The following is a 22,262-nucleotide window of genomic DNA, read 5'->3' on the forward strand; positions in this document are numbered from 1 at the left end:
ATTAGTCTTCCTGTTCTTTTTTTATTATATAACTGCGCATATCTGTCCCCTTAGTAGTATCATATACCTCTTTCATGATTTTTTCTACTAAATCTATTGCTTCATCGTAATTTTTTGCCAATCCAACTATAAATAAGTCATCTTTTGGATAGCAAGGCTGAAGAAGCAGAATAGAATTCAGTATTTCAAGCTGATTATGATCCCCCTGTGCCAGAACAATCAGGTGCATGCTTATCTGCAATTTATTCTCTTCTAATTTCTGAATGATCTTTTCCTTTTTCTTTTCCAGACCTTCCGCCAGATACAGATGTTTATAGTATCTCATAGTATCATCCCTTATATGATTAATAATAGTAATTGTCAAATATTTCCTTTGCCACGTTTACTGCTTTTGTATTTCCATCCGATTCTTCTACAATAACACTGATGACAAGTTCCGGATTGTCTACATTGGTAAATCCGACAAACCAGGAATGATTTTTATCAGAGGATTCGGAACTGTATTCTGCCGTTCCTGTTTTACCTGCTACGGTATAGGCTTCCCCACTCATGACCGATCCGGTTCCGTAGCTTGTCACACCCTGCATGTAAGTCTTTAAAAGGGATGCTTCCTGCGATGTCATCAAATCTGTATATTTCTCAGGTGTTTCTTCTTTGACAACCGTTCCGGTATAATTGGTCACCGCACTGACCAGGTATGGTCTCATCAAAGTACCGCCGTTTGCAATTGCAGATGTGATCAATGCCATATGATAGGGGCTTACCTGAGTCTCTCCCTGTCCCATAGCAGTCATCATTCGCTGTCCATCAGAATCCTTTCTGCTTAAACGGAACTGACTCTTGCTGTATGGCAGATCTGCAGGAAGCTTGGAATTGAACAAAAGATCTTCCGCCGTGTTCCGGTATTTTGACACATCCAGCTGCAGACCAATATTGCAGAATGACGAATTGCAGGAATAAGCAAAGGAATCTGCCAGATTTACCTGTCCATGAGCAGTATGTCCCGCACATGGTATGGTAATACCATCATAATTGATTTCTCCGATACAGTCATATCCATAATTTTCATAATCTGTATGTTCTCTCATATATTCCAGAGCTGTCACAATCTTAAATGTGGATCCCGGTGCATACTGTCCCAGAGTAGCCCGATTTAAAAGTGAACTATTAGGATCTGAATTCAGTGCGTCCCAGTTTTCCAGTACAGCATTGGGGTCATAAGAAGGCTTTGATACCATGGCAAGTATCTTTCCTGTAGAAGGTGACAGAATCACCACCGCCCCCTTGTTATCTCCAAGTGCATTATATGCAGCCTGCTGCAGATTACTGTCCAACGTAGTAACTACGTTATCTCCTATATTTTTCTCATCCTGAAACTCCTTCTGCAGCTTTTCTAAAAAGAAGGCATTTGAAGTCAGAAGTTCAAAATTTCGACTGGACTCCAGTCCGGATTTGCCCTGCGTCGAATATCCCACCACATGGGCATAGAGATCTCCGTAAGGATAATATCTGTATTCACTTCCGTCATCGGCAGTCTCCGTTTCTGCCAGAACATTACCATCTTTATCCAGAATCTTTCCACGCACTACCCGGTCAGCCATAGAATCCAGCCTCGGATTATAGGGACTGTTGATGATTTCCTGTCCTCTTACAACATCATAATATCCTACATATACCATTAATACAAGGAAAAGCGCAACAAAAAGATAAGTCACTCTAGCGAATTCTTTGTTTACTTCCCGCTTTTTCTTTTTCCGGCGTTTTTCGTCCCGTTTTATTTCCCGGCGCTCTTTCCGGCTTAACTCTTTTTGCTCTTCTTTCTTCCGGATGCGCTTCTCGGATTCTCTTAGCTCGTAACTGTTCCTTTTTCTTTCTTTCAATAATCTCTTCCTCGTCTTCCCTTAATATATATAATCCCTGAATAATCGCAAACATAATCAGTGTACTGAGCAGGGAACTTCCGCCATAGCTTACCAGCGGGAGTGTTACTCCGGTGGATGGAATGAACTTTGTTACTCCTCCGATCGTAAGAAATACCTGGAAAATATAACAGGTTCCAAGTCCCAGAGCAACCAGCTTATAAAACTGATTATGAAGCTGCATGGCAATATTCAAAAACATAACATAGCAGCTTACGCAGATCAGGATCAGACAAAGCGCAAATACCATGCCAAGCTCTTCCGCAATCGCAGAGAAAATAAAGTCCTCCGCCGCAACCGGTATTTTATCCGGCTGTCCCTGACAAAGCCCCATTCCGAACCAGCTTCCTGTTCCGATAGCAAAAAGTGACTGCACAATCTGATAGCCACCCTGGTCATACATTCCGAAGGGATCTCTCCACACCTGCACCCTGGTCCGCACGTGACCAAAGAGATAATATCCCGCCACGGAGGCCAGGGAACCGGCGCCAAGTCCGGCTGCCATATAGAGCGGCTGTCTGGTAGCCACATAAAGCATAACCAGATATACCATAAAAATAATCAGTGCTGCACCAAGATCTGTAGAAATCACAAGTATCAGTACATGAAATGCAGCAATTGCGGTAGTGATCACTACATTTTTAAAATCCGTAGCCGCTTTAAAGCTTGCAGCCACATAAAATACGAAAATGATTTTTACAAGCTCAGATGGCTGGATGCTGATTCCTCCAATGGTAAATCCAAGCTTCGCTCCATAAGAAACCTGACCAAGAATCGCTACCACTGCCAGTGAGATCAGCCCGGCTATGGCATAGAACTTCTTCCATTCTGCAAGAAGTTTTACCTTTCGTATAATTACCGGAACCACCAGACTGAGCGCAATCGCACAGGAGGCAATCACAAATTGTTTCACAGCCTTCGTATACGACAGTCTTGTCAGCATGATCATTCCGATGCAAAGCAGCATACACATATTGTTTACTACAAGCCTCGATACTTTCGGATAAATGTGGGTATACAGAAGGATAGTTGCCCCAAAGAGGGTTACCTGCGCCAGATAAAATGCAACGACCTTTATATCATTCATCTCCAGATACAGGACTATAAATGCCGTCAGATGCATCATAAACATCAATACATTCTGTCTTCGCAGCATCTCCTGCTTCTTCTCCACATCTGCGTATCCAAACACGGTAAAACACAGATACGTGTACATAATAATCAGAATTATAATTAAGTATTTTGATAGTTCTACAATAATATTAGTCAAATCTTCACCTACTTTACTCCCCGTTTAAAATGTCCCCTCGTATAATCCATCTCCGGTATCGTAACTTCTCTTCCATGAAGGTATTCATCAGCAAACAGATCCAGCATCTGACGTGTCTGCCCGGCATTCTCTGTCGAAAATGCCAGCCGGAACCTGCTGATGCCAAGTCTGCCCATCTCTTCCTGCTGTCCCAGGAGAACGAGTGGTGAGGTGTTATATATGATATTATAACAGTAATCACAGTCGTTTTTTACTGTAAATTGCTTCTGATACCGGTCTGTCAGAGTCGTCTGTCCGCTTTTCTTCGTACAGCCGGAGGTGTTTTTCCGGATGCATCCAGCAGACACCATGACCGGCAAATGACCATAAACAATAACCTCCATATCCGAAACGCCCAGTTCATGAAGCTCATGGAAATTAAGCTCTACCGGCGCAGTCCCAAATTCCAATCCGTATTTACTCCAGAATTTCTTTGCACTCTGATTCCACTGATAGATTCCGGCATCTGCCGCAACCGGACCCTGGTATCCCTGTTTTCTTAAATATAAAATACTTTCCATATTCCGGACCAGAATACCATCCGCCAATTTTGTAATCTGAGTAAATTTTTTCTGATATACCTGCTCCGCTTCGGTTCGGAAAATCCTTGCCATAGCAAAATAAACCTGTTTACCGGATGCTTTCGCCTGTTGGATGAATTTTTCCGAAGTCTCTGAGATCATTGAATCTTCTACATAAATCCTGCGTACATCCGGATGGGATGCTGCGGTGGAAAACTGTTCTGCCGTCTCCACAGAGACACTCATTTCTCTTTGTGAAACAGAATAAACTCTATTCTTCTCCAAGTCATTATATTTTATCTCTATAGGTGTTTTACGTCTGTATTTTCGAAGGATCTGATCTTCCAGCAACGCAAGCCCCTGTCTTCTCACCTCATTCAGACTCTGGATCGGAAGAAATACATTACCATTCAGGCAAATATCCAGCTTTTCAAATACAAATGGTGTATTGCCGGTTTTCAGCATCTGCTTCCTCAAGCGCTCTTCGGTTACCGGCTGCTTCTGCGCCTCCTGTGCTTCCGTGCCTTCGATTTTCACAGATATATTCTGATATACAAGTTCCAGTTTAACACATTCACCCGAAGAAATTATTAATTTACCATTAATTTTTTCCTGTGATTGTATATTTGTTACTTCTGCAGGAACTTCCGTCTCTTTTTTCGGGCGTTCAAATGAAATCATTTCTTTTCCGTTATGGCGATAATAGTAACCGTCGCAGTACCCTCTTCTTTGATATGCCTGCTTCAAAACTTCCATATCTTTTCGGGATACTTTGAATCCACTTCTTCCATTCCGAAGATACAGATCCGTGTATTTCCGATACATTGCGGTAACCGTTGCAACGTAGGAAGGCTGTTTCATTCGTCCTTCAATCTTAAAAGATGTAATTCCGGCATCAATCAGATCCGGGATATGCTCTATGGTGCATAAATCCTTAAGACTCATAATATCAACTGCCGTTTTGGAATCCCCTGCTTTGTATGGAAGCCTGCATGGCTGTGCACACTGTCCCCTGTTCCCGCTTCTGCCGCCGATCATACTGCTTAACAGGCACTGCCCCGAATAACAGTAACAAAGTGCTCCGTGTACAAAACATTCAATCTCCAAATCCGTTTCTTCACTTATTTTTCTGATCTCGCCAAGAGAAAGCTCTCTGGCCGGAACCACCCGTTCAACTCCAAGCATTTCCAGATGCGCAGCAGCAAGTACATTAGTGATGGTCATCTGCGTACTGGCATGGATACCAAGCCCCGGAAACTGTTCTTTTATATACTCCATCACACCGACATCCTGCACGATAACCGCATCCAGCCCCCGTTTATAATACGGCAGCAGATAGCTGTACAAGTCTCCGAATTCTTTTTCTTTTACCAGGGTATTCACGGTCAGGTAAAGCTTTTTTCCTCTCAGATGTACATAATCAATTGCTTCCAGCAGCTCTTCTTCTGTAAAATTCTGTGCATAGGCTCTGGCTCCAAATCGGCTTCCGCCGGCATATACCGCATCTGCCCCGGCAGCAACTGCCGCTTTCATAGTCTCAAACGAACCGGCAGGAGCAAGAACTTCTATCTCTCTCATCATATTCTGATTCCTTTCAGGATTTCCATCGAGAAAAAATAAGCTGTCAAATGACAGCCTATTTTTTCTTACTATTCTTCATCTCAGTTTCCAACTGCACGATCTTCATCTGAAGCTCCTTGTTTTCTTCCTTGAGCCTGTCCAGTGCCTTATCCGCATTCTCAAGCTTAATCTGCACAGAAATCAGTTCGTGCTTCAGGTCGTACATCTCTTTGTCTTTTGCTTCAATATCGCTCTCCAGCGTACCGCCCTGTTTCTTTGCTTTGAAATAATCGTCTGCGATATTAAGCGCCAGCAGAATACTTCTCGTCTCTGCACTCTGTTTCCGGTATCCCTCGCTATTCGTACACTCTTCTAATTTATGGTTCAGGTAGGTGGATACTTTCTGTAAATATTCTTCACTTTCAAATCCGCTCAGTGTAAATACCTTGCCACCTATCAAAACTTCTGTATAATTCTTAGATGATGCCATAGAAGACTTCCCCGCTTTCCTTATTACTTTGCATTTATTATAAACTATTTGGATTTAAAAACCAACTATTTTTCAATATTTTCCATCGAAATTCCCAAATGACGGAAGGCAAGCTCCGTTACGACCCGGCCACGGGGCGTTCTCTGGATAAAACCGTTCTTTAAAAGATAGGGTTCATAGACCTCTTCAATTGTGCCCGCATCTTCACCGACAGATGCCGCAAGCGTATCAAGTCCCACCGGACCGCCCTGAAATTTCTCAATCATAGTCAGAAGGATATTCCTGTCAATATGATCCAGCCCGTATTTATCTACATCCAAAAGATCCAGAGCGTAATCTGCTACTTCCTTTGTGATGACACCGTCATATTTTACCTGCGCAAAATCCCTCACCCTTTTCAGAAGACGATTTGCAAGCCTTGGAGTTCCTCTGGAACGTCTGGCCAGTTCCAGAGCTCCTCTGCTGTCTATCTCAACTCCCAAAACATTGGCGGACCGCATGATAATCGTCTGAAGTTCTTCTACTGTGTAAAATTCCAGTCGATTCACCACACCGAACCGGTCTCTCAGTGGAGCCGTCAGCATTCCGGCTCTTGTGGTAGCACCAACCAGTGTAAATTTGGGAAGATCAAGACGTATGGACCGGGCACTCGCACCCTTGCCTATCATAATATCAATCGCGTAATCTTCCATAGCCGGATAGAGCACCTCCTCCACCTGACGGTTCAGCCGGTGGATCTCATCCACAAACAATACATCTCCCTCCTGAAGATTATTTAGGATTGCGGCCATCTCTCCCGGTTTTTCAATGGCAGGTCCCGAAGTGATCTTAATATTTACCTGCATCTCATTCGCAATGATTCCGGCAAGCGTAGTTTTTCCAAGCCCCGGCGGTCCGTAAAAGAGAACATGATCCAGAGGTTCCTGCCTTTCTTTAGCCGCTGCAATATATATTTTTAATGTTTCTTTTGCTTTCTGCTGTCCGATATAATCATCCAGAAGCTGAGGCCTGAGATGATTTTCAATTTTCGCATCTTCTTCCAGATTCTCTGTCGTAATAATTCTTCTTCCCATACCTGACCTGTTACCTCTAGAACATCATATTTTTCAGTGCCTGCTTCAATACATCTTCCACCTGCATTTCTTCCGTAATCGTCACCTTTTTCACGGCCTTCAGTGCCTCTGCACTTCCGTAACCCAGAGCTGTCAGTGCCTGTACCGCATCACTTTGAATACCCATATCTGTCTGAGCCGTAACCGAAGGAGTCGTATCCTCTCCGCGTTCCAGCACATCCTCAAGTTTCAATTTATCCTTCAGATCTAAAATCAACTTTTCGGCCGTTTTCTTTCCAATACCCGGTGCAGCTGAAATTGCCTTGGCATCACCTGAAAATACAGCGAATCGAAGCTCATCAGCCGAAAGCTGTGATAAAATACTAAGACCACCCTTGGGACCTATTCCACTCACACTGATGATCAGCTTAAACACTTCCATATCATCTCTGGTCAGGAATCCAAACAGCTGCATCATATCTTCTTTTACATGCAGATAGGTATGTATTTTCACCTCGTTACCCACAGCCGGCAGGTAACGAATGGACTGACCCGGCATAAATATGCCGTAACCGACTCCTCCCACATCTACTATGATTCTATTTTCCTCTATTACTGAAAGTTCGCCCCTTATATATGAAATCATATCATTCTCCCTACATTATATTTGTCAGTCTGCGAAGCATCTCATCCGCCGTGATTCCAATCAAAAGGCCTGTAATCAGTCCTGCTATCAGAAGTACCGGTATGTAATACACCACGCTGAAAGTCTCGACTACAACCATGGCAACTGCCAGCTGACCGATATTATGGGACACTCCTCCTGCGATACTGATTCCGATCACACTGAAATCTCCATGTTTTTTCAATAATGCCATAACAGAAAGGCTGAGTAATCCACCGGCAAGACTGTACAGGATACTGAACAGATTTCCAAATATAAAGCCGGATAATACTACCCTTGTTACAGACAAAAGATAAGCCTCTTTCAGGCTCATCTTATATAGTGCTATTACAATAATTAAATTTGCGAGACCGAGCTTCACACCCGGAATACCAATCTGAATCGGAATTAACGATTCTACATAACTAAATATTAACGCCAGTGCCACAAAAACACCGAAAAATGCAACCCTGTTCTTCAATACGTGCCTCCCCGGTTTCTAGTTCGTCATCGCATCCAGAGTACTGTCACTCATCGATTCAGCCTCTACAATCACTTTATTTGGCAGGCAGATGATATTCTCATGATTCCGGGAAATTGGTCTTTGATGTACACACAGCTTATCCGGACAGTCTGCCTCTATCATGGATGCCTTTCCGTTTTGTATCTTAAGGATATTGCTGCCTCCGTTTATTGATATTTCCTGATCTTCATTCAGATTGTAGGTTCCCTCGATCACACCGTTCACCTTTATAACAACACAGCCTCTCCCCATATGTTGGAAAGACTGATGTAGAAAATAGGAACCTGCCGACACAAATATGATCACAACAATCAATATCCAATCTTTTTTTTTCAACCTTATTTTCATAGGATACCTGCTCTCTTCGAATTCTCTGCCCTTTATTTTAACACACCATCCAGGTATTCGCAACCACATGTTCGAGTCCTTTTTCTGTTTGCAGAACTTCTGTTGTATGTTATACTAGTATCATAGTTGGGTGGCTTTTTGCCCCCAACACCATTATAGTACCAGTAATATGAGGTGATAAATAATATGAAAAGAATAAGACAAGTCAGCCTGCTTCTGGCAGCAGCGGCCCTGCTGACCTGTGGCTGTTCCCGTTTCAGTACTAAGCCTTTATCATTTACAGGCATGGCATTTGACACTGTAATAGCGGTTCAGATATATGATTCGGTTGATGAAGAAGTTCTGGAGCACTGCAAGACCATGTGCAGCGAATACGAGCAGAAATTTTCTGCTACCATTGAAACCAGTGAAATATCCCAGATCAATAGTGCGGGTGGAGCACCGGTAGCCGTATCTGAAGATACCATTGAGCTGATAAAAAAAGGAATCTACTACTCTGAATTATCCAATGGTGCCTTTGATATTACGGTTGGTTCAGTATCAAGCCTGTGGGATTTTAAATCGGAAGAACCGATTATCCCCTCACCGGAATCCATTGCTGAGGCAAAGAAACACATCAATTATGATAAAATTGTAATTTCAAATAACACGGTTACACTCACGGATCCGCAGACAAAAATTGATGTGGGTGCGATTGCAAAGGGGTATATCGCAGACCGTTTAAAGGATTATTTGAAAAGTCAGGGTGTGAAACATGCAATCATCAATCTTGGAGGTAATGTTCTGGCGATAGGCGGCAAGCCGGATGGAAGTTCCTTCAATATCGGAATCCGTAAACCATTCCACGAAGAGGAAGAACCACTTACAACAGTAAAGATAAAGAACAAATCCGTCGTGACATCCGGGACTTCCCAGCGCTACTTTGAAAAAGATGGTAATCTTTATCATCACATTATTGATCCCGCAAGTGGATATCCCTGCAACAACGGATTAAACAGTGTCACGATCATTACCAATTCTTCGCTGACGGCAGATGCGCTCAGTACCACATGCTTTCTCCTGGGACCGGACAAAGGTCTCCGGCTTGTAAATCAATTGGATAATGTAGACGCAGTTTTCGTAGACACGAATAACGAGATTACTTATTCAAGAAATTTTCTAAAGAAATAACTAAAGGCAACAGAATGATCACTTATGATCAATCTGTTGCCCTTTCTTTTAATGACTGGTTAATACTGCAGCAAATACACCGCCAAAAATAATTACCATAATAAGTACGATTCCCAGCATAATTCCTGTAATAATCAGATACGCCCGGCAGAAATTTTTGCGGTTTACATTCCCGTTTTTGCTGAATGCCCATACAAAGTACATAACGATGCCAACGCACGGAACAAGCTGCATCACTAGAATTGTCAGAATCCATTCACCCAAAGATAAGGGAGAGGTATCTTCTGTATCGGAAGCGGTGTTCTGGTAGGACATACCGCTGCCAACATTGTATCTGTAGTTGTCCTGTTCCACATTTGATCCCTGATGGAAATTCTGCTGAGCCTGCTGGCTCTGCTGAGAATACTGATTCTGCTGCTCAGGAAAAATCACATCTGCATTCGGATCGGTGTATACAGTTTCCGCTGTATTGCTCTGAGGAGTAATCTCCTCTATATTTCCCTGATTCTGTTGAGCCGGGATTTGATCGTTCGTATTCTGTTCATTCATATTCTGTTCATCCATTTTCTATTCCTCCTTATGTTATATCTCTTTGTGATTCTTTTTATCAGCATTTTGACGATTTATTCGAAAAAAATATCGTACCCAAAACTACTTATCCAGTATAACACAGACGCGCTGAAAAAACAACTTGAGCAGATTGCCATCATAATAACTCATAGGTGGATCACCCGGAAAAAAGTGATACATTCTCCATATATAAAATACAGTCATTGCCAGAATTCCAATTCCTGCACTCCACTTTAGCCATGGAGTTATTTTTCGAAAGAAAAGATAGCGATTGATACAAAATGCCGCTACCCATAATACAAAGACATAAATAAAAGGATGAAATTCAAACGCTTCTCTGAATTGGAAATGAAGAAGCATAATTCCCGCTCTTGTCATCCCACAAGATGGGCACGGATATCCGGTAATCATAACTACCGGACAGATACTGTACAGATATTTTCTCAAAAAGCCGAAATAGGTGGCTGCAATAACTGCAACCACCCATCCGCTTGTTTTTAAATCAGTGAGTATCTTACAAAAAACTTTCTTGATATAACAACGTGAAAAAATCTTCATAAAAATCTCCTGTAATTTGAGGGAAACAAAGAAAGCCTTACCTTTCTTTATTTTTTTTGTTTTATAATTTTACTGGATGATTTTCTTCGGACATTTTTCAGCACACTTACCGCAGTTCGTACATTTAGAAGGATCAATATGAGCAATATTCTCTTCAACGGTAACCGCTTCAAACTCACATACCTTCTGACACATTTTACATCCTATACAACCAACGGAACATGCCGCCATTACATCCTTGCCCTTATCTTTGGAACTGCACTGTACCAGATGTTTCTGATCATATGGCACCAGTTCAATCAGATGCTTCGGACATACTGCAATACACTTGCCACATGCCTTACATGCATCTTTATCAACGACTGCAATACCATTTTCAATATGGATTGCATCGAATGGACATGCTTTTACACATGATCCCTCACCGAGACATCCATAATTACAGGATTTCGGTCCGCCATTCTGCATCATATTTACCATGATACAGTCATTAAGTCCCTGATATTCATAATCAGTCTTTGCCTTATCACAGGTTCCGGCACATTTTACAAATGCTACCTGATGTACCTGCTCACCGGCTTCCTGCCCCATGATAGCTCCGATTTTGGCTGCCACGGGAGCACCGCCAACCGGACATCCGCTGATTTCAGCTTCGCCCTTAACGATTGCAGCTGCAAGACCGGAACATCCCGCATAACCACAGCCGCCACAGTTATTTCCAGGAAGAACACCTACGATGGCTTCTTCCCTCTCATCTACTTCTACCGCAAATTTCTTGCCGGCAAAACCAAGGAACAAACCAATGAATAATCCGGTTCCGCCTACAACTACTGCAGCAAGAATAATTCCTGTTATACTCATAGTACGTCCCTCCCTAAATCAAACCTGAGAATCCGAAGAACGCGATAGCCATAAGGCTTGCCGTTACCAGCACGATCGGTGTTCCCTGGAAAGACTCAGAAACATCATTGTATTCAATTTTTTCGCGGATACCAGCCATCAGTACGATTGCGATCAGGAAACCTACGGATGTACCGATACCGTTGATTACGCCTGCCAGAATAGAATACTCTTTCTGAACATTTGTAAGTGCAACACCAAGTACTGCACAGTTTGTTGTGATCAGAGGCAGGTATACACCAAGTGCCTGATAGAGAGAAGGCATTGTCTTCTTAAGGAACATCTCAACAAACTGAACCAGACAGGCAATTACAAGGATAAATACGATGGTCTGCAGATATACCAGCTTACCACCGAGTATTGCCGGGTTTGCAAGGATAAATTTATAAATCAGTCCTGTTACAAAAGATGCAATTGTAATAACGAATACTACGGCACCGCCCATACCAGCGGCTGTCTCTACTTTTTTAGAAACACCGAGGAAAGGACAGATTCCTAGGAACTGGCTGAGTACAACGTTATTTACAAGGGCTGAACCAATTGCAATAATAAGTAATTCTTTCATCTATGTACTCCTCCTATTCTTCATTTCCTGTCGGAAATACTTTACCGCTGCAGCCACCGCAGGAAGCGCATCCGCCTTCTCCACAGGAAGCGGCTTCTGTTACCTTCTTGCCCTTCTTTGCAGCATTATTCTTCACTTTATTCTGAAGAGCTGTAAGTCCTGCAAGTACCATGAATGCTCCCGGTGCAAGGATGAAGATGGTAATCGGTGTATAACCTGCTTTTCCTGTTGCAGCATCTGCAAGTGGAAGAAGCTGGAAACCAAAAATCTGTCCTGCTCCGATCAGCTCACGTACAATACCGATTGCTGTAAGACCTACTGTAAATCCAAGTCCCATACCGATACCATCGAAAATGGATGGAAGAACCGGATTCTTGGAAGCATAACTCTCAGCACGGCCAAGAATAATACAGTTAACAACGATAAGCGGAATGTAAAGACCAAGTGCTGAATAAAGACTTGGAACAAAACCTTCCAGAAGGAACTGTACAATTGTTACGAATGATGCTACAACTACGATGAATGCCGGCATTCTGACAGAATCCGGAATCACCTTACGCAGCATGGAAATCAACATATTTGAAAGTACAAGTACAACGGTTGTGGAAAGTCCCATACCCAGACCATTTATAGCGGATGTTGTAACCGCAAGAGTCGGACACATACCCAACATTAACACGAAGGTAGGATTTTCTTTTATTAAACCGTTATATAATCTCTCGGTACAATTATTCATCTTCTCTACCTCCTAAAATGCATTCTGAAAATAAGCAAGTGCAATATTAACAGCACCAGTTACTGCTCTGGATGTGAAAGTCGCACCACTGAGGGCATCGATCGGTTCACCGTCTCCGCCATCTTTGGATACTACGAATTTATCCGTCTGTTTTCCCTGAAACTGTTCGTAGAATGCAGGCTCTGTAGCTTTCATACCAAGACCGGCCGTTTCACTGATGGACAGGAAAGAAATACCACTCACGGTTCCATCTGCTGTAATTCCCACAGTAATCTGAATGTTACCGCCGTAACCTTCACCATCTGTTGTAGTGATCACATAACCTTCTTCGCCGCCTTTAACGCTGCATACTTCATCCACAGTACCTTTGACTCCCAGATCGGCGATCACCTGATCTGCCACATCCTGATCAACGTCCATGGACTCGAAATCATCCAGAGAAGCCTCCGGGAAAACAGATTGCCATGCCTCTTTCTTGGCAGATTCCTTTGCCTGAGCAATCGGATCTTTTGTAATCTCATATACAAAACCAAGTCCAAGTCCTGCAACCAGTGTAATTACCGTAAGAATAATCGCATTTTTAATAATCTTATTCATTATTTTTCTCCTCCTTTACCGAATGGTTTTGGAAGAGTAACCTTTTCAATCAGAGGTACAAAAAGGTTACTGATGATGATTGCATAGGACACACCTTCTGCGGAACCACCGAACAGTCGGAACAGTCCGGTCAGCACACCGAGACAGATACCATATACAATCTGCCCTTTCTTGGTAATCGGTGATGTCACATAATCTGTAGCCATGAACCATGCACCAAGCATTAATCCACCTCCGCAGAGATGTGCTGTAATATACTGCGGATCAAAGAATCCAACACCTGCATCTGAGAAGTGACCGAAAATACCAACGAAAATTACGAAGGTCACGATATATGTACCTGGAATGCGAAGATCAATGACTCCCATGAGAATCAGGAAGATTGCTCCGATCACAATTGCGATCACAGAAGTTTCACCGATCGTTCCGGGAATTGTACCAAGCAGCATATCCATGGAATTGATCTCAGACATTGCGCCCTCTTTCAGGTATGCCAGAGGAGTCGGACCTGTCTCTGCATCATAGATAAATTTTGTCATCTGTCCGGTAAAAGAAATCAGGAGGAAACATCTTGCTCCAAGTGCCGGGTTCATAAAGTTCTGTCCCAGACCTCCAAATAACTGTTTTACTACAAGGATACCAAATATACTTCCGAGTGCTCCCATCCAGAGCGGTGCTGTCGGAGGCATATTAAGACCGAGAAGCAAACCGGTCAGCGCTGCACTGTAATCACTGATCGTGATTTTCTTATGCATCAATTTTTCGTAAATAAATTCTGTCAGTACTGCTGCTGCAGTTGTTGTAACCAGCATAGCCAGTGCCGGAAGTCCAAAGTTAAATACACCAAAAGCAGATGCCGGAAGTAATGCGATAATCACATAAAGCATGATTTTGCCTGTATTGTCTTTGGAACGTATATGTGGTGAAGATGAAATATTTAATTTATTCTCCACGTCTGTTCACCTCTTCCTCTCTTCTTTGTTTATTTCTTCTTTTTGCGGTTAGCAAGCGCAATCTTTCTCATAGAACCAATTGCCTGCTTCAAAGGTCTCTTTGCAGGGCATACATAACTGCAGGAACCACATTCCACACACTCCAGACCATTCTGTTTTGTGAAGGTCTCTTCATCATGACGTTCAGCATAATCTGCAAGTCTGGATGGAATGATTCTGCTCGGACACGCATCTACACAGCGTCCGCAGTTAATACATGCACTTGGTTCCAGTTTTGCAACTTCATCCTTTGAGAAACAAAGAATAGATGAAGATGTCTTTGTAACCGGTGTATCCAGTGTAAACATGGCGAATCCCATCATCGGTCCGCCGGAAATCACCTTCTCCGGTTCATTCTTAAATCCACCGGCAGCCTCCACAAGCTCCATCTGGTTCGTTCCAAAGAGTGCCTTGAAGTTACCCGGCTCATTTACTGCATCACCACTGACAGTAACAACACGGTCGATAGAAGGTCTTCCCAACGCAACAGCCTGATAAATATTAATCATAGTCTCTACGTTGTCTACCACACATCCCGCATCTGCCGGAAGCATGGTGGAATTAATTGCTCTGCCTGTTACAGCATAAATCAGCTGACGCTCAGCACCCTGCGGATACTTGGTCTTAAGAGCCAGAACTTCCATACGTGGCTCGTCTTTTACAAGTTCTTTCATTTTTGCAATACAATCCGGTTTATTGTCCTCGATTGCAAACACACCCTTTGCGTTATCAAACAGGGTGAGAACAACTTTCATACCGCCCACCAGAAGCTCCGGTGTCTCTAACATTCTGCGATAGTCAGCCGTAATATATGGTTCACACTCTGCACAGTTTGCAATAATATAATCAATCTTATCCGGCTCCTTCGGAGACAATTTTACTCTGGTCGGGAATCCGGCACCACCCATACCAACAACGCCTGCCTCTGCGATTGCTTCGAGAACCTCTGCTTTTGTCATTTCCTCAAGAGGTTTTACCGGTCCGTATTCTACTTCTTCATACGCTCCGTCATTCTCAACAACAATACAATTTACTTTAGCACCAGTCGGGTTGAAATGCGGTTCAATTGCTTTAACAGTACCGGAAACAGATGCATAAATCGGTGCAGATACAAATCCACCGGCCTCTGCAATCTTCTGACCCTTCAATACGTGGTCCCCAACCGCCACAATCGGACTTGCAGGAGCACCAATGTGCTGAGAAAGCGGATAAACCAAATTACCCTTTGGTTTCACTTCGACAATTGCCTTATCCTTTGCAAGACGCTTGCCGTCATCCGGGTGAATACCACCCTTAAATGTTAACAATGCCATCCCTTTTTCCTTCCTTCCTTTTACATCATCTTACTTATAACTATACAAGAAAATGCCGAAAATCGCCAGCTTTTATCAGCAATTCTTTGTATATTTTGCAATACATCTCGTCGAATTTTTAACATGCATTCGGACATAAAGATAGAGACTATTTCTAGCCTCTATCGTAAAAAATCTTTCATTTATCTTATTATTCTTCTACAGGTTCTGTTTCTGCAGCTGTTTCCGGCTCCAGAGCCTTCATGCTAAGGCTGATCTTCTTTTCAGCTTCATTAAGATCAACAATCTTTGCTGTAATTTCCTGACCAACTGAAAGCACATCAGATGGTTTTTCAACATGCGCACGTGAAATCTGTGACACATGAAGCAGTGCATCTACACCTGCAGCAAGTTCAACAAATGCACCAAAATCTGTCATTCTTGCAACTTTTCCTGTAATCACTGTTCCTACTGCATAATCCTCAGCTGCATTTGCCCATGGATTTGTCTCTGGGAATTTCAGACTCAATGCAATCTTGGTATCATGGATATCTTTTACTAGAACCTTCAGCTTCTCACCAACTTTGAATACCTTTTTTGGATTCTCAACTCGTCCCCAGGACATTTCTGAAATGTGAAGCAGTCCGTCAACACCGCCAAGGTCAATAAATGCACCAAAATCTGTTACATTCTTAACAACACCTTCTACAGTATCACCAACCTGAAGTTTAGCAAAAAGCTCTTTCTGCTTCTCTGCTCTTTCTGCAACAAGAAGCTGTCTTCTGTCACCGATCACGCGGTTTCTTCTAGGATTGAACTCACTGATTACAAACTCGATTTCCTGTCCCTGATATTTGCTTAAGTCTTTTTCATATGTGTCGGATACAAGACTTGCAGGAATGAATACTCTTGCTTCATCTACTACTACGCTCAGTCCTCCACCGAGGATCTGTGCAACAGGAGCCTTAAGAACTTCTTTGTTCTCAAATGCTTCTTTCAGTCTTTCATTTCCTTTTTCTACAGCCAGTCTCTTATAAGTTAACAGCACCTGACCTTCTCCATCATTTACTTTTAAAACCTTGGCAGTCATTGTGTCGCCTACAGAAACTAAAGTAGTAAGATCAACATTTGGTTCGTTCGTGTATTCACTTCTGGTAATGATACCGTCAGCTTTATAGCCAATATTTAAGATGATCTCATCGGCTTTCACGTCGATAACCACGCCATCTACAACCTCTCCATTTCGTATAGTTTTAAAAGATTCCTCTAACATTTGTTCAAAAGTTAATTCTGACATTATTTTGAACCTCCTCAATTATATTCTTGGGCGTGGATGCCCCTGCTGTAATACCTACTGTTTCCACGGACCTTAATTGACTCGTATCCAAATCGTCAAGTGTCTGTATGTAGTACGTATTGTCACATGCATGATTGCATATTTCAAATAACTTCTGGGTATTCGAGCTATGTTTGTCACCTATTACAATCATAGCATCCACCTCTTTCGCAATGCTCGCCGCTTCTTCCTGACGTTTTTTTGTAGCACTGCAAATCGTATTTAAAACATTTATATCATAACCCTTTTTGGAGATAATTTCAACTAAATCTTTGAATTTATTGTAATTATATGTCGTTTGTGACACAATGCAAATCGGTTTATGATCAGCAGGTGAAAATTTTTCTGCATCTTCCGCCGAAGAAACGACGGTAACAGACTCTCCTGCCCATCCGCAGATTCCTTCTACTTCCGGATGATCTGCATTTCCGATCACAACAATATGTGCACCTTTTTTGCTTTCTTTTTCAACGATCTCATGTATTTTTTTTACATAGGTACAGGTGGCGTCTACGTATGGAATTCCAAGCTCCTCCATTCTGTCACAAATGTATTTCGGAACCCCATGGGAACGGATAATCACGATTCCGTCTTTCACAGCCCATAATTCCTCTTCATTTTTCAACACAGTTACGCCTTTTACTTCCATGTCCTTAATCACTTCTCCGTTATGGATAATCGGACCATAAGTATAAATTTTCTTATCAGGCTTATCCTCAAGTTCACGATACACCGTGTCCACGGCACGCCTTACCCCAAAGCAGAAGCCTGCTGTCTTTGCCAACTTAACTTCCATAATCTCACCTTCCGCAAAGAGCCAGAATCGCATCTGTCACTTCTTCAATTGTCATATCAGAACTGTCAATAAGAACAGCATCCTCTGCCTGTTTAAGCGGAGCAATTTCCCGATTCATATCCCGTGCATCCCGCTCAGCGATATCAGCAGCAATTATATCAAAATCACATTCTTCACCTTTTGCCGTTAGTTCTGCAAAACGTCTTTTTGCACGGGTCGCTACACTGGCTGTCAGATATACCTTTACATCCGCATCCGGGAGAACGTGTGTTCCGATATCTCTTCCATCCATTACTACATCTTCTTCTTTTGCGAGGTTTCTCTGAAGTTCGAGAAGCTTTTCGCGTACTTCCGGGATTGCAGAACTCTTTGAAGCCATATTTCCAACCGCTTCCTCACGGAGTCTGGAGGTAACATTGTCACCATTCAGGTAAACCTGCTGAATCCCATCTTCATATCCGATTCGAATGACAACATCCTGACAGGCAAAAGCAATCTTTTCCCTTTCTTCCGGCTGGATTCCCTGCCTGATAAAATGAAGTGCAAGACCACGGTACATCGCTCCGGTATCTACATAAATAAATCCTTTTTTCTTTGCGACCTGCTTGGCTATCGTGCTTTTGCCAGCTCCTGCCGGTCCATCAATTGCTATATTATATCCCATATTATTCTCACTCCTGTTCGTTTATCTCAGACTATTCGCCGCAGCATATGCGGTAGACCAGGCAATCTGAAGGTTGTATCCTCCCGTTACCGCATCCAGATCCAGGACTTCTCCGACAAAATAAAGGTTTTTTACCAGTTTTGATTCCATAGTGCCCGGGTTCACTTCTTTTACCGATACGCCACCCCTGGTAATAATTGCTTCCTGAAATCCTCTTAACCCTGCAATCTTCATATCAAAGTTCTTAATCAGATTCACAAACTGCTTTCTTTCCTCTTTGGAAATCTCATTCACTTTCTTATCCGGTGCGATCCCGCTTCTCTCTATCATGACCGGAATCAGCTTTGCCGGGAATAATTTTCCAAGAGCATTCTTAAATTGCCGGTTTTTATTTTCTTCAAAATCCCTTAAAACACGATGGTCAAGCTGTTCTTCTGAAAGAGCCGGTTTCAGATCGATCGTAAGAATGAGCTGCTTATCAATTTTTGATCCAATCACGCTGCTGGCACTTAAGATCACAGGGCCACTCACACCATAATGAGTAAAAAGCATCTCACCGAAGTCTTCAAAAAGTTTTTTCTTTCCCAGTCGGACATCCACTTTTACATTACGCAGAGATAAACCCTGGAGTTCCGGAATCCAGGGTTCCCGAATTTCCAGAGGAACAAGAGACGGCAAAAGTTCTGTAACCTTATGACCAAGTTTCTGAGCCCATCTGTGTCCATCACCGGTAGAACCTGTAGCGCGGTAAGAAACTCCACCGGTAGCTATAATACAGGAATCTCCTTCTACCTTCGCCCCATCTGAAAGAACCAGGTATTGAAACTCTTCTTTATCCGTTTCGATATTCCTGATTTCTGTATTAAGATGTACTTTTACCCCCTGTGTTCTCATCTCGTCACTCAGTGCTCTTATCACATCCGAAGAATGATCAGACACAGGAAACACTCTGTTTCCTCTCTCAATTTTCGTACGAACCCCCAGGCTCTCAAAAAAATCTATGACATCCTGATTTGTGTATCCATAGAAGCTGCTGTACAAAAATCTCGAGTTACGCATAACAGCCGGAAACAATTCCTCCACATCACAGGCATTTGTAATATTACATCTTCCTTTTCCTGTAATAAAAAGCTTTCTGCCAAGCTTGTCATTTTTTTCAAAGACATGCACTTCATGCCCGTTTCTTGCTGCAAATATAGACGCAAACATACCGGCTGCTCCGCCGCCGACGATTAATATCTTACTCATGTTATTATTCCTTTATATCTCCAGGTGAAGAAAATTCTACGCTATCCGTCACCATATTTAATTCATCTTTACTGTAGACCTGGTATTCATCCCAAATCTGCTCCAGTCGTTCCAGTGTCGCAACAACCTCCTTCTGTTTCTTCATACATAATGCAACTACAAGAGCATTCACAACGCTGAGAGGTGCAACCAGCGAATCCACAATAGAAGCCATGTCGCTCCTTGCAATCAGGTTACAGGAAGAATACAGATTCATGGGAGAATGCACACTGTCTGTCAAAGTGATCACCTTTGCCTTTCGATTACTTGCAAATTCCAGAGCTTTTAGTGTGCGCATGGAATATCTTGGAAAACTGATTCCAATAATTACATCTTCCTCTCCAATGCGGATCAGCTGTTCAAATATCTCACTGGAACTGTTGGTGTTTACTGCTTTCACGTCCTCACAGATCAGGTTCAGATAAAAACTCAGGAAGCTTGCAAGAGGCGCACAGCTTCGAATACCCACTACATAGATTTTCCGGGCATTCAATATGGTATCAACTGCCTGTTCGAAGGTGTTATGATCAATGGAAGCCATGGTAAGCTTAATCTTTTCAATATCAGACTGTAGCACAGAATCAAGGATTTCTCCATGACTGATTCTTCCATAAGTTACCTTCATCCGCTGGATGGAATTCAATTTTGTCCTGACTAATTCCTCCAGAGCTTTCTGAAATTCCGGATAACCTTTATAGCCCAGAGTCGTTGCAAAACGTACGACTGTGGATTCACTGACACCAACTACCTCTCCCATCTTTGCCGCTGTCAGAAATGCCGCTTTATCATAATCCTCCCGAATGTAGTCTGCCAGTTTCTTCTGGCCTTTACTGAGCTTGCTGTACCGCTCATCAATTTTTTTCAGAAGTTCGTTCTTTGTATCCATTTTATCTGTCCTTTTCTCTAATTAACATGCTCTATCATTATATCTTTTCTTAACACCTAATTCAAGACATAATTAAAAGGCGTGAATCAAATCACGCCTTTCAAAAACTCTATACAGGATAACTTCCGTTTTTCGTATCTGCTACTGTCTGGTCAACCTTTGTCTGCTGAGCCTCTCTGTATTTAAAGAAATCTGTAGCAACCTGCGGGAACAGTGCGTAAGAAAGCACGTCCTCATCCTGCTGGATCCACTGTGCACATTCCTCGCGAAGTGTATCCAGCTCATCCGGAATCAGATCTGCCGGACGGCAGGTAATGACATCCGGATTCTCGCCGAGAACTTTTTTCTTTACTTCCTCGTTAAACGGTTTAACGGTTGCACCGTATTTTCCGCTCAGGATATCTTTTGTCTCCTTTGTTGCCATCTTATAACGCTCACCGAGAAGCACGTTAAATACTGCCTGTGTACCAACGATCTGTGAAGATGGTGTTACAAGCGGTGGTTCTCCCAGGTCTTTTCTTACCTTCGGTACTTCTTCCAGAACATCATAATATTTATCCTCTGCACCCTGCTCCTTCAGCTGGGAAGTCAGGTTAGACAGCATACCACCCGGTACCTGATACAGAAGAGTCTTGATATTAACGCCCATGTTCTTCGGATTCAGGAGCCCCGTCTCCAGAGCTTTGTCACGGATTGGACGGAAATAATCTGCAATCTCAGCCAGAAGCTGCTGATCAAATCCGGTATCGTATGGTGTGCCTTTGAAGGTCTCTACCATAACTTCCGTTGCAGGCTGGGAGGTACCCAGAGCAAACGGGGACATAGCAGTATCAATTACGTCCACACCAGCTTCTACTGCCTTCAGGTAAGTCATAGAAGCAACGCCGGATGTGTAGTGTGTATGAAGCTGAATCGGAAGATCCACTGCCTCTTTCATTGCAGTAACCAGTTCTGTTGCCTTATAAGGAACAAGGAGACCTGCCATATCTTTAATACAAATGGAATTAGCACCCATATCTTCAATTCTCTTTGCAATATCTACCCAGTAATCCAGAGTATACGCGTCACCAAGTGTATAAGAAAGAGCTACCTGCGCCTCCGCTTTTTCCTTATTTGCTGCTGTAACGGCTGTCTGAAGGTTACGAAGGTCATTCAGACAGTCAAAAATACGGATGATATCAATTCCGTTTGCTACAGATTTCTGTACGAAATACTCTACAACGTCATCTGCATACGGACGGTATCCAAGAATATTCTGACCGCGGAATAACATCTGAAGTTTGGTATTCTTGAACCCATCACGGAATTTACGGAGTCTCTCCCACGGATCTTCATGCAGGAAACGAAGGGATGCATCGAATGTAGCACCACCCCAGCACTCTACAGAATGGTATCCGACTTTGTCCATTTTATCAATGATCGGAAGCATCTGCTCTGTCGTCATACGGGTAGCAATCAGAGACTGGTGAGCATCACGCAAAATGGTTTCTGTTATTTTAATTGGTTTTTTTTCAATTTCTGCCATTA

24 protein-coding genes are annotated in these 22,262 nt (G+C 42.8%); 1 reads left to right on the top strand and 23 read right to left on the bottom strand.

The features are described 5' to 3' along the window. Nucleotide 1: 1 nt before the first annotated feature. From ACQRCC_RS00950 to ACQRCC_RS00990, 9 genes are all read right to left on the bottom strand, one after another. On the bottom strand, nucleotides 2-325 hold the full coding sequence (locus ACQRCC_RS00950; RefSeq protein ID WP_427848936.1) for a hypothetical protein: 324 nt from the start codon (nucleotides 323-325) through the stop codon (nucleotides 2-4). Nucleotides 326-344: 19 nt separating this feature from the next. Continuing rightward, entirely contained in the window at nucleotides 345-1,679 is a 1,335-nt protein-coding gene (locus ACQRCC_RS00955; RefSeq protein WP_427849089.1) for a peptidoglycan D,D-transpeptidase FtsI family protein, read from the bottom strand. A 37-nt stretch (nucleotides 1,680-1,716) separates the two neighbouring features. Next, complete coding sequence (locus ACQRCC_RS00960; protein WP_427848937.1) at nucleotides 1,717-3,189, bottom strand: FtsW/RodA/SpoVE family cell cycle protein; 1,473 nt, start codon at nucleotides 3,187-3,189, stop codon at nucleotides 1,717-1,719. 8 nt (nucleotides 3,190-3,197) lie between these two features. After that, a complete protein-coding gene (locus ACQRCC_RS00965) occupies nucleotides 3,198-5,330 on the bottom strand; it encodes a DUF3656 domain-containing U32 family peptidase (RefSeq protein ID WP_427848938.1) in 2,133 nt (710 codons plus the stop codon). 55 nt (nucleotides 5,331-5,385) lie between these two features. Continuing rightward, nucleotides 5,386-5,799, bottom strand: coding sequence for a cell division protein ZapA (gene zapA / locus ACQRCC_RS00970; RefSeq protein WP_427848939.1), 414 nt, complete (start codon nucleotides 5,797-5,799; stop codon nucleotides 5,386-5,388). Between the two features lie 65 nt (nucleotides 5,800-5,864). After that, entirely contained in the window at nucleotides 5,865-6,872 is a 1,008-nt protein-coding gene (gene ruvB / locus ACQRCC_RS00975) for a Holliday junction branch migration DNA helicase RuvB (RefSeq protein ID WP_427848940.1), read from the bottom strand. Nucleotides 6,873-6,888: 16 nt separating this feature from the next. After that, complete coding sequence (ruvA, locus tag ACQRCC_RS00980; protein ID WP_427848941.1) at nucleotides 6,889-7,497, bottom strand: Holliday junction branch migration protein RuvA; 609 nt, start codon at nucleotides 7,495-7,497, stop codon at nucleotides 6,889-6,891. Nucleotides 7,498-7,507: 10 nt separating this feature from the next. Further along, nucleotides 7,508-7,996, bottom strand: coding sequence for a Gx transporter family protein (locus ACQRCC_RS00985; RefSeq protein ID WP_427848942.1), 489 nt, complete (start codon nucleotides 7,994-7,996; stop codon nucleotides 7,508-7,510). Nucleotides 7,997-8,014: 18 nt separating this feature from the next. Then, entirely contained in the window at nucleotides 8,015-8,386 is a 372-nt protein-coding gene (locus ACQRCC_RS00990; RefSeq protein ID WP_427848943.1) for a NusG domain II-containing protein, read from the bottom strand. 186 nt (nucleotides 8,387-8,572) lie between these two features. Between ACQRCC_RS00990 and ACQRCC_RS00995 the strand changes: the two genes are divergently transcribed. Next, nucleotides 8,573-9,556 (top strand): FAD:protein FMN transferase, encoded by a 984-nt coding sequence (locus ACQRCC_RS00995; RefSeq protein WP_427848944.1) that lies wholly within the window; start codon nucleotides 8,573-8,575, stop codon nucleotides 9,554-9,556. Nucleotides 9,557-9,604: 48 nt separating this feature from the next. Here ACQRCC_RS00995 and ACQRCC_RS01000 read toward each other — a convergent pair whose 3' ends face one another. The 14 genes from ACQRCC_RS01000 to ACQRCC_RS01065 form a co-directional block, all read right to left on the bottom strand. Next, on the bottom strand, nucleotides 9,605-10,120 hold the full coding sequence (locus ACQRCC_RS01000; RefSeq protein ID WP_427848945.1) for a hypothetical protein: 516 nt from the start codon (nucleotides 10,118-10,120) through the stop codon (nucleotides 9,605-9,607). Nucleotides 10,121-10,207: 87 nt separating this feature from the next. Next, on the bottom strand, nucleotides 10,208-10,684 hold the full coding sequence (locus tag ACQRCC_RS01005; protein ID WP_427848946.1) for a DUF2752 domain-containing protein: 477 nt from the start codon (nucleotides 10,682-10,684) through the stop codon (nucleotides 10,208-10,210). 69 nt (nucleotides 10,685-10,753) lie between these two features. Beyond that, a complete protein-coding gene (locus tag ACQRCC_RS01010) occupies nucleotides 10,754-11,545 on the bottom strand; it encodes an RnfABCDGE type electron transport complex subunit B (protein WP_427848947.1) in 792 nt (263 codons plus the stop codon). A gap of 13 nt (nucleotides 11,546-11,558) precedes the next feature. Further along, entirely contained in the window at nucleotides 11,559-12,149 is a 591-nt protein-coding gene (locus ACQRCC_RS01015) for an electron transport complex protein RnfA (protein ID WP_427848948.1), read from the bottom strand. A 13-nt stretch (nucleotides 12,150-12,162) separates the two neighbouring features. Continuing rightward, nucleotides 12,163-12,885, bottom strand: coding sequence for an electron transport complex subunit RsxE (rsxE, locus tag ACQRCC_RS01020; protein WP_427848949.1), 723 nt, complete (start codon nucleotides 12,883-12,885; stop codon nucleotides 12,163-12,165). 12 nt (nucleotides 12,886-12,897) lie between these two features. Further along, complete coding sequence (locus tag ACQRCC_RS01025) at nucleotides 12,898-13,482, bottom strand: RnfABCDGE type electron transport complex subunit G (protein ID WP_427848950.1); 585 nt, start codon at nucleotides 13,480-13,482, stop codon at nucleotides 12,898-12,900. Further along, nucleotides 13,482-14,435 carry an RnfABCDGE type electron transport complex subunit D gene (locus ACQRCC_RS01030; protein WP_427848951.1) on the bottom strand — a complete coding sequence of 318 codons (954 nt, stop codon included), beginning with the start codon at nucleotides 14,433-14,435 and terminating at the stop codon, nucleotides 13,482-13,484. Before ACQRCC_RS01030 ends, ACQRCC_RS01025 begins: the two co-directional genes overlap by 1 nt. A 29-nt stretch (nucleotides 14,436-14,464) precedes the next feature. After that, nucleotides 14,465-15,787 carry an electron transport complex subunit RsxC gene (rsxC, locus tag ACQRCC_RS01035; protein WP_427848952.1) on the bottom strand — a complete coding sequence of 441 codons (1,323 nt, stop codon included), beginning with the start codon at nucleotides 15,785-15,787 and terminating at the stop codon, nucleotides 14,465-14,467. 190 nt (nucleotides 15,788-15,977) lie between these two features. Beyond that, entirely contained in the window at nucleotides 15,978-17,063 is a 1,086-nt protein-coding gene (rpsA, locus tag ACQRCC_RS01040) for a 30S ribosomal protein S1 (protein ID WP_427848953.1), read from the bottom strand. Next, nucleotides 17,044-17,898, bottom strand: a complete 855-nt coding sequence (ispH, locus tag ACQRCC_RS01045; RefSeq protein ID WP_427848954.1) for a 4-hydroxy-3-methylbut-2-enyl diphosphate reductase — start codon at nucleotides 17,896-17,898, stop codon at nucleotides 17,044-17,046. The genes rpsA and ispH overlap by 20 nt, the downstream gene beginning before the upstream one ends. A 4-nt stretch (nucleotides 17,899-17,902) precedes the next feature. Further along, complete coding sequence (gene cmk / locus ACQRCC_RS01050) at nucleotides 17,903-18,562, bottom strand: (d)CMP kinase (RefSeq protein ID WP_427848955.1); 660 nt, start codon at nucleotides 18,560-18,562, stop codon at nucleotides 17,903-17,905. Nucleotides 18,563-18,583: 21 nt separating this feature from the next. Continuing rightward, nucleotides 18,584-19,810: an NAD(P)/FAD-dependent oxidoreductase gene (locus tag ACQRCC_RS01055; protein WP_427848956.1), complete on the bottom strand. Its 1,227-nt coding sequence runs from the start codon at nucleotides 19,808-19,810 to the stop codon at nucleotides 18,584-18,586. A gap of 4 nt (nucleotides 19,811-19,814) precedes the next feature. Beyond that, nucleotides 19,815-20,735, bottom strand: coding sequence for a MurR/RpiR family transcriptional regulator (locus ACQRCC_RS01060; protein ID WP_427848957.1), 921 nt, complete (start codon nucleotides 20,733-20,735; stop codon nucleotides 19,815-19,817). A 109-nt stretch (nucleotides 20,736-20,844) separates the two neighbouring features. After that, complete coding sequence (locus ACQRCC_RS01065) at nucleotides 20,845-22,260, bottom strand: oxaloacetate decarboxylase subunit alpha (protein WP_427848958.1); 1,416 nt, start codon at nucleotides 22,258-22,260, stop codon at nucleotides 20,845-20,847. Nucleotides 22,261-22,262 lie beyond the last annotated feature (2 nt).

This window comes from Sporofaciens sp. SGI.106 (genome assembly GCF_050314255.1).
Classification (GTDB): Bacteria; Bacillota; Clostridia; order Lachnospirales; family Lachnospiraceae; genus Claveliimonas.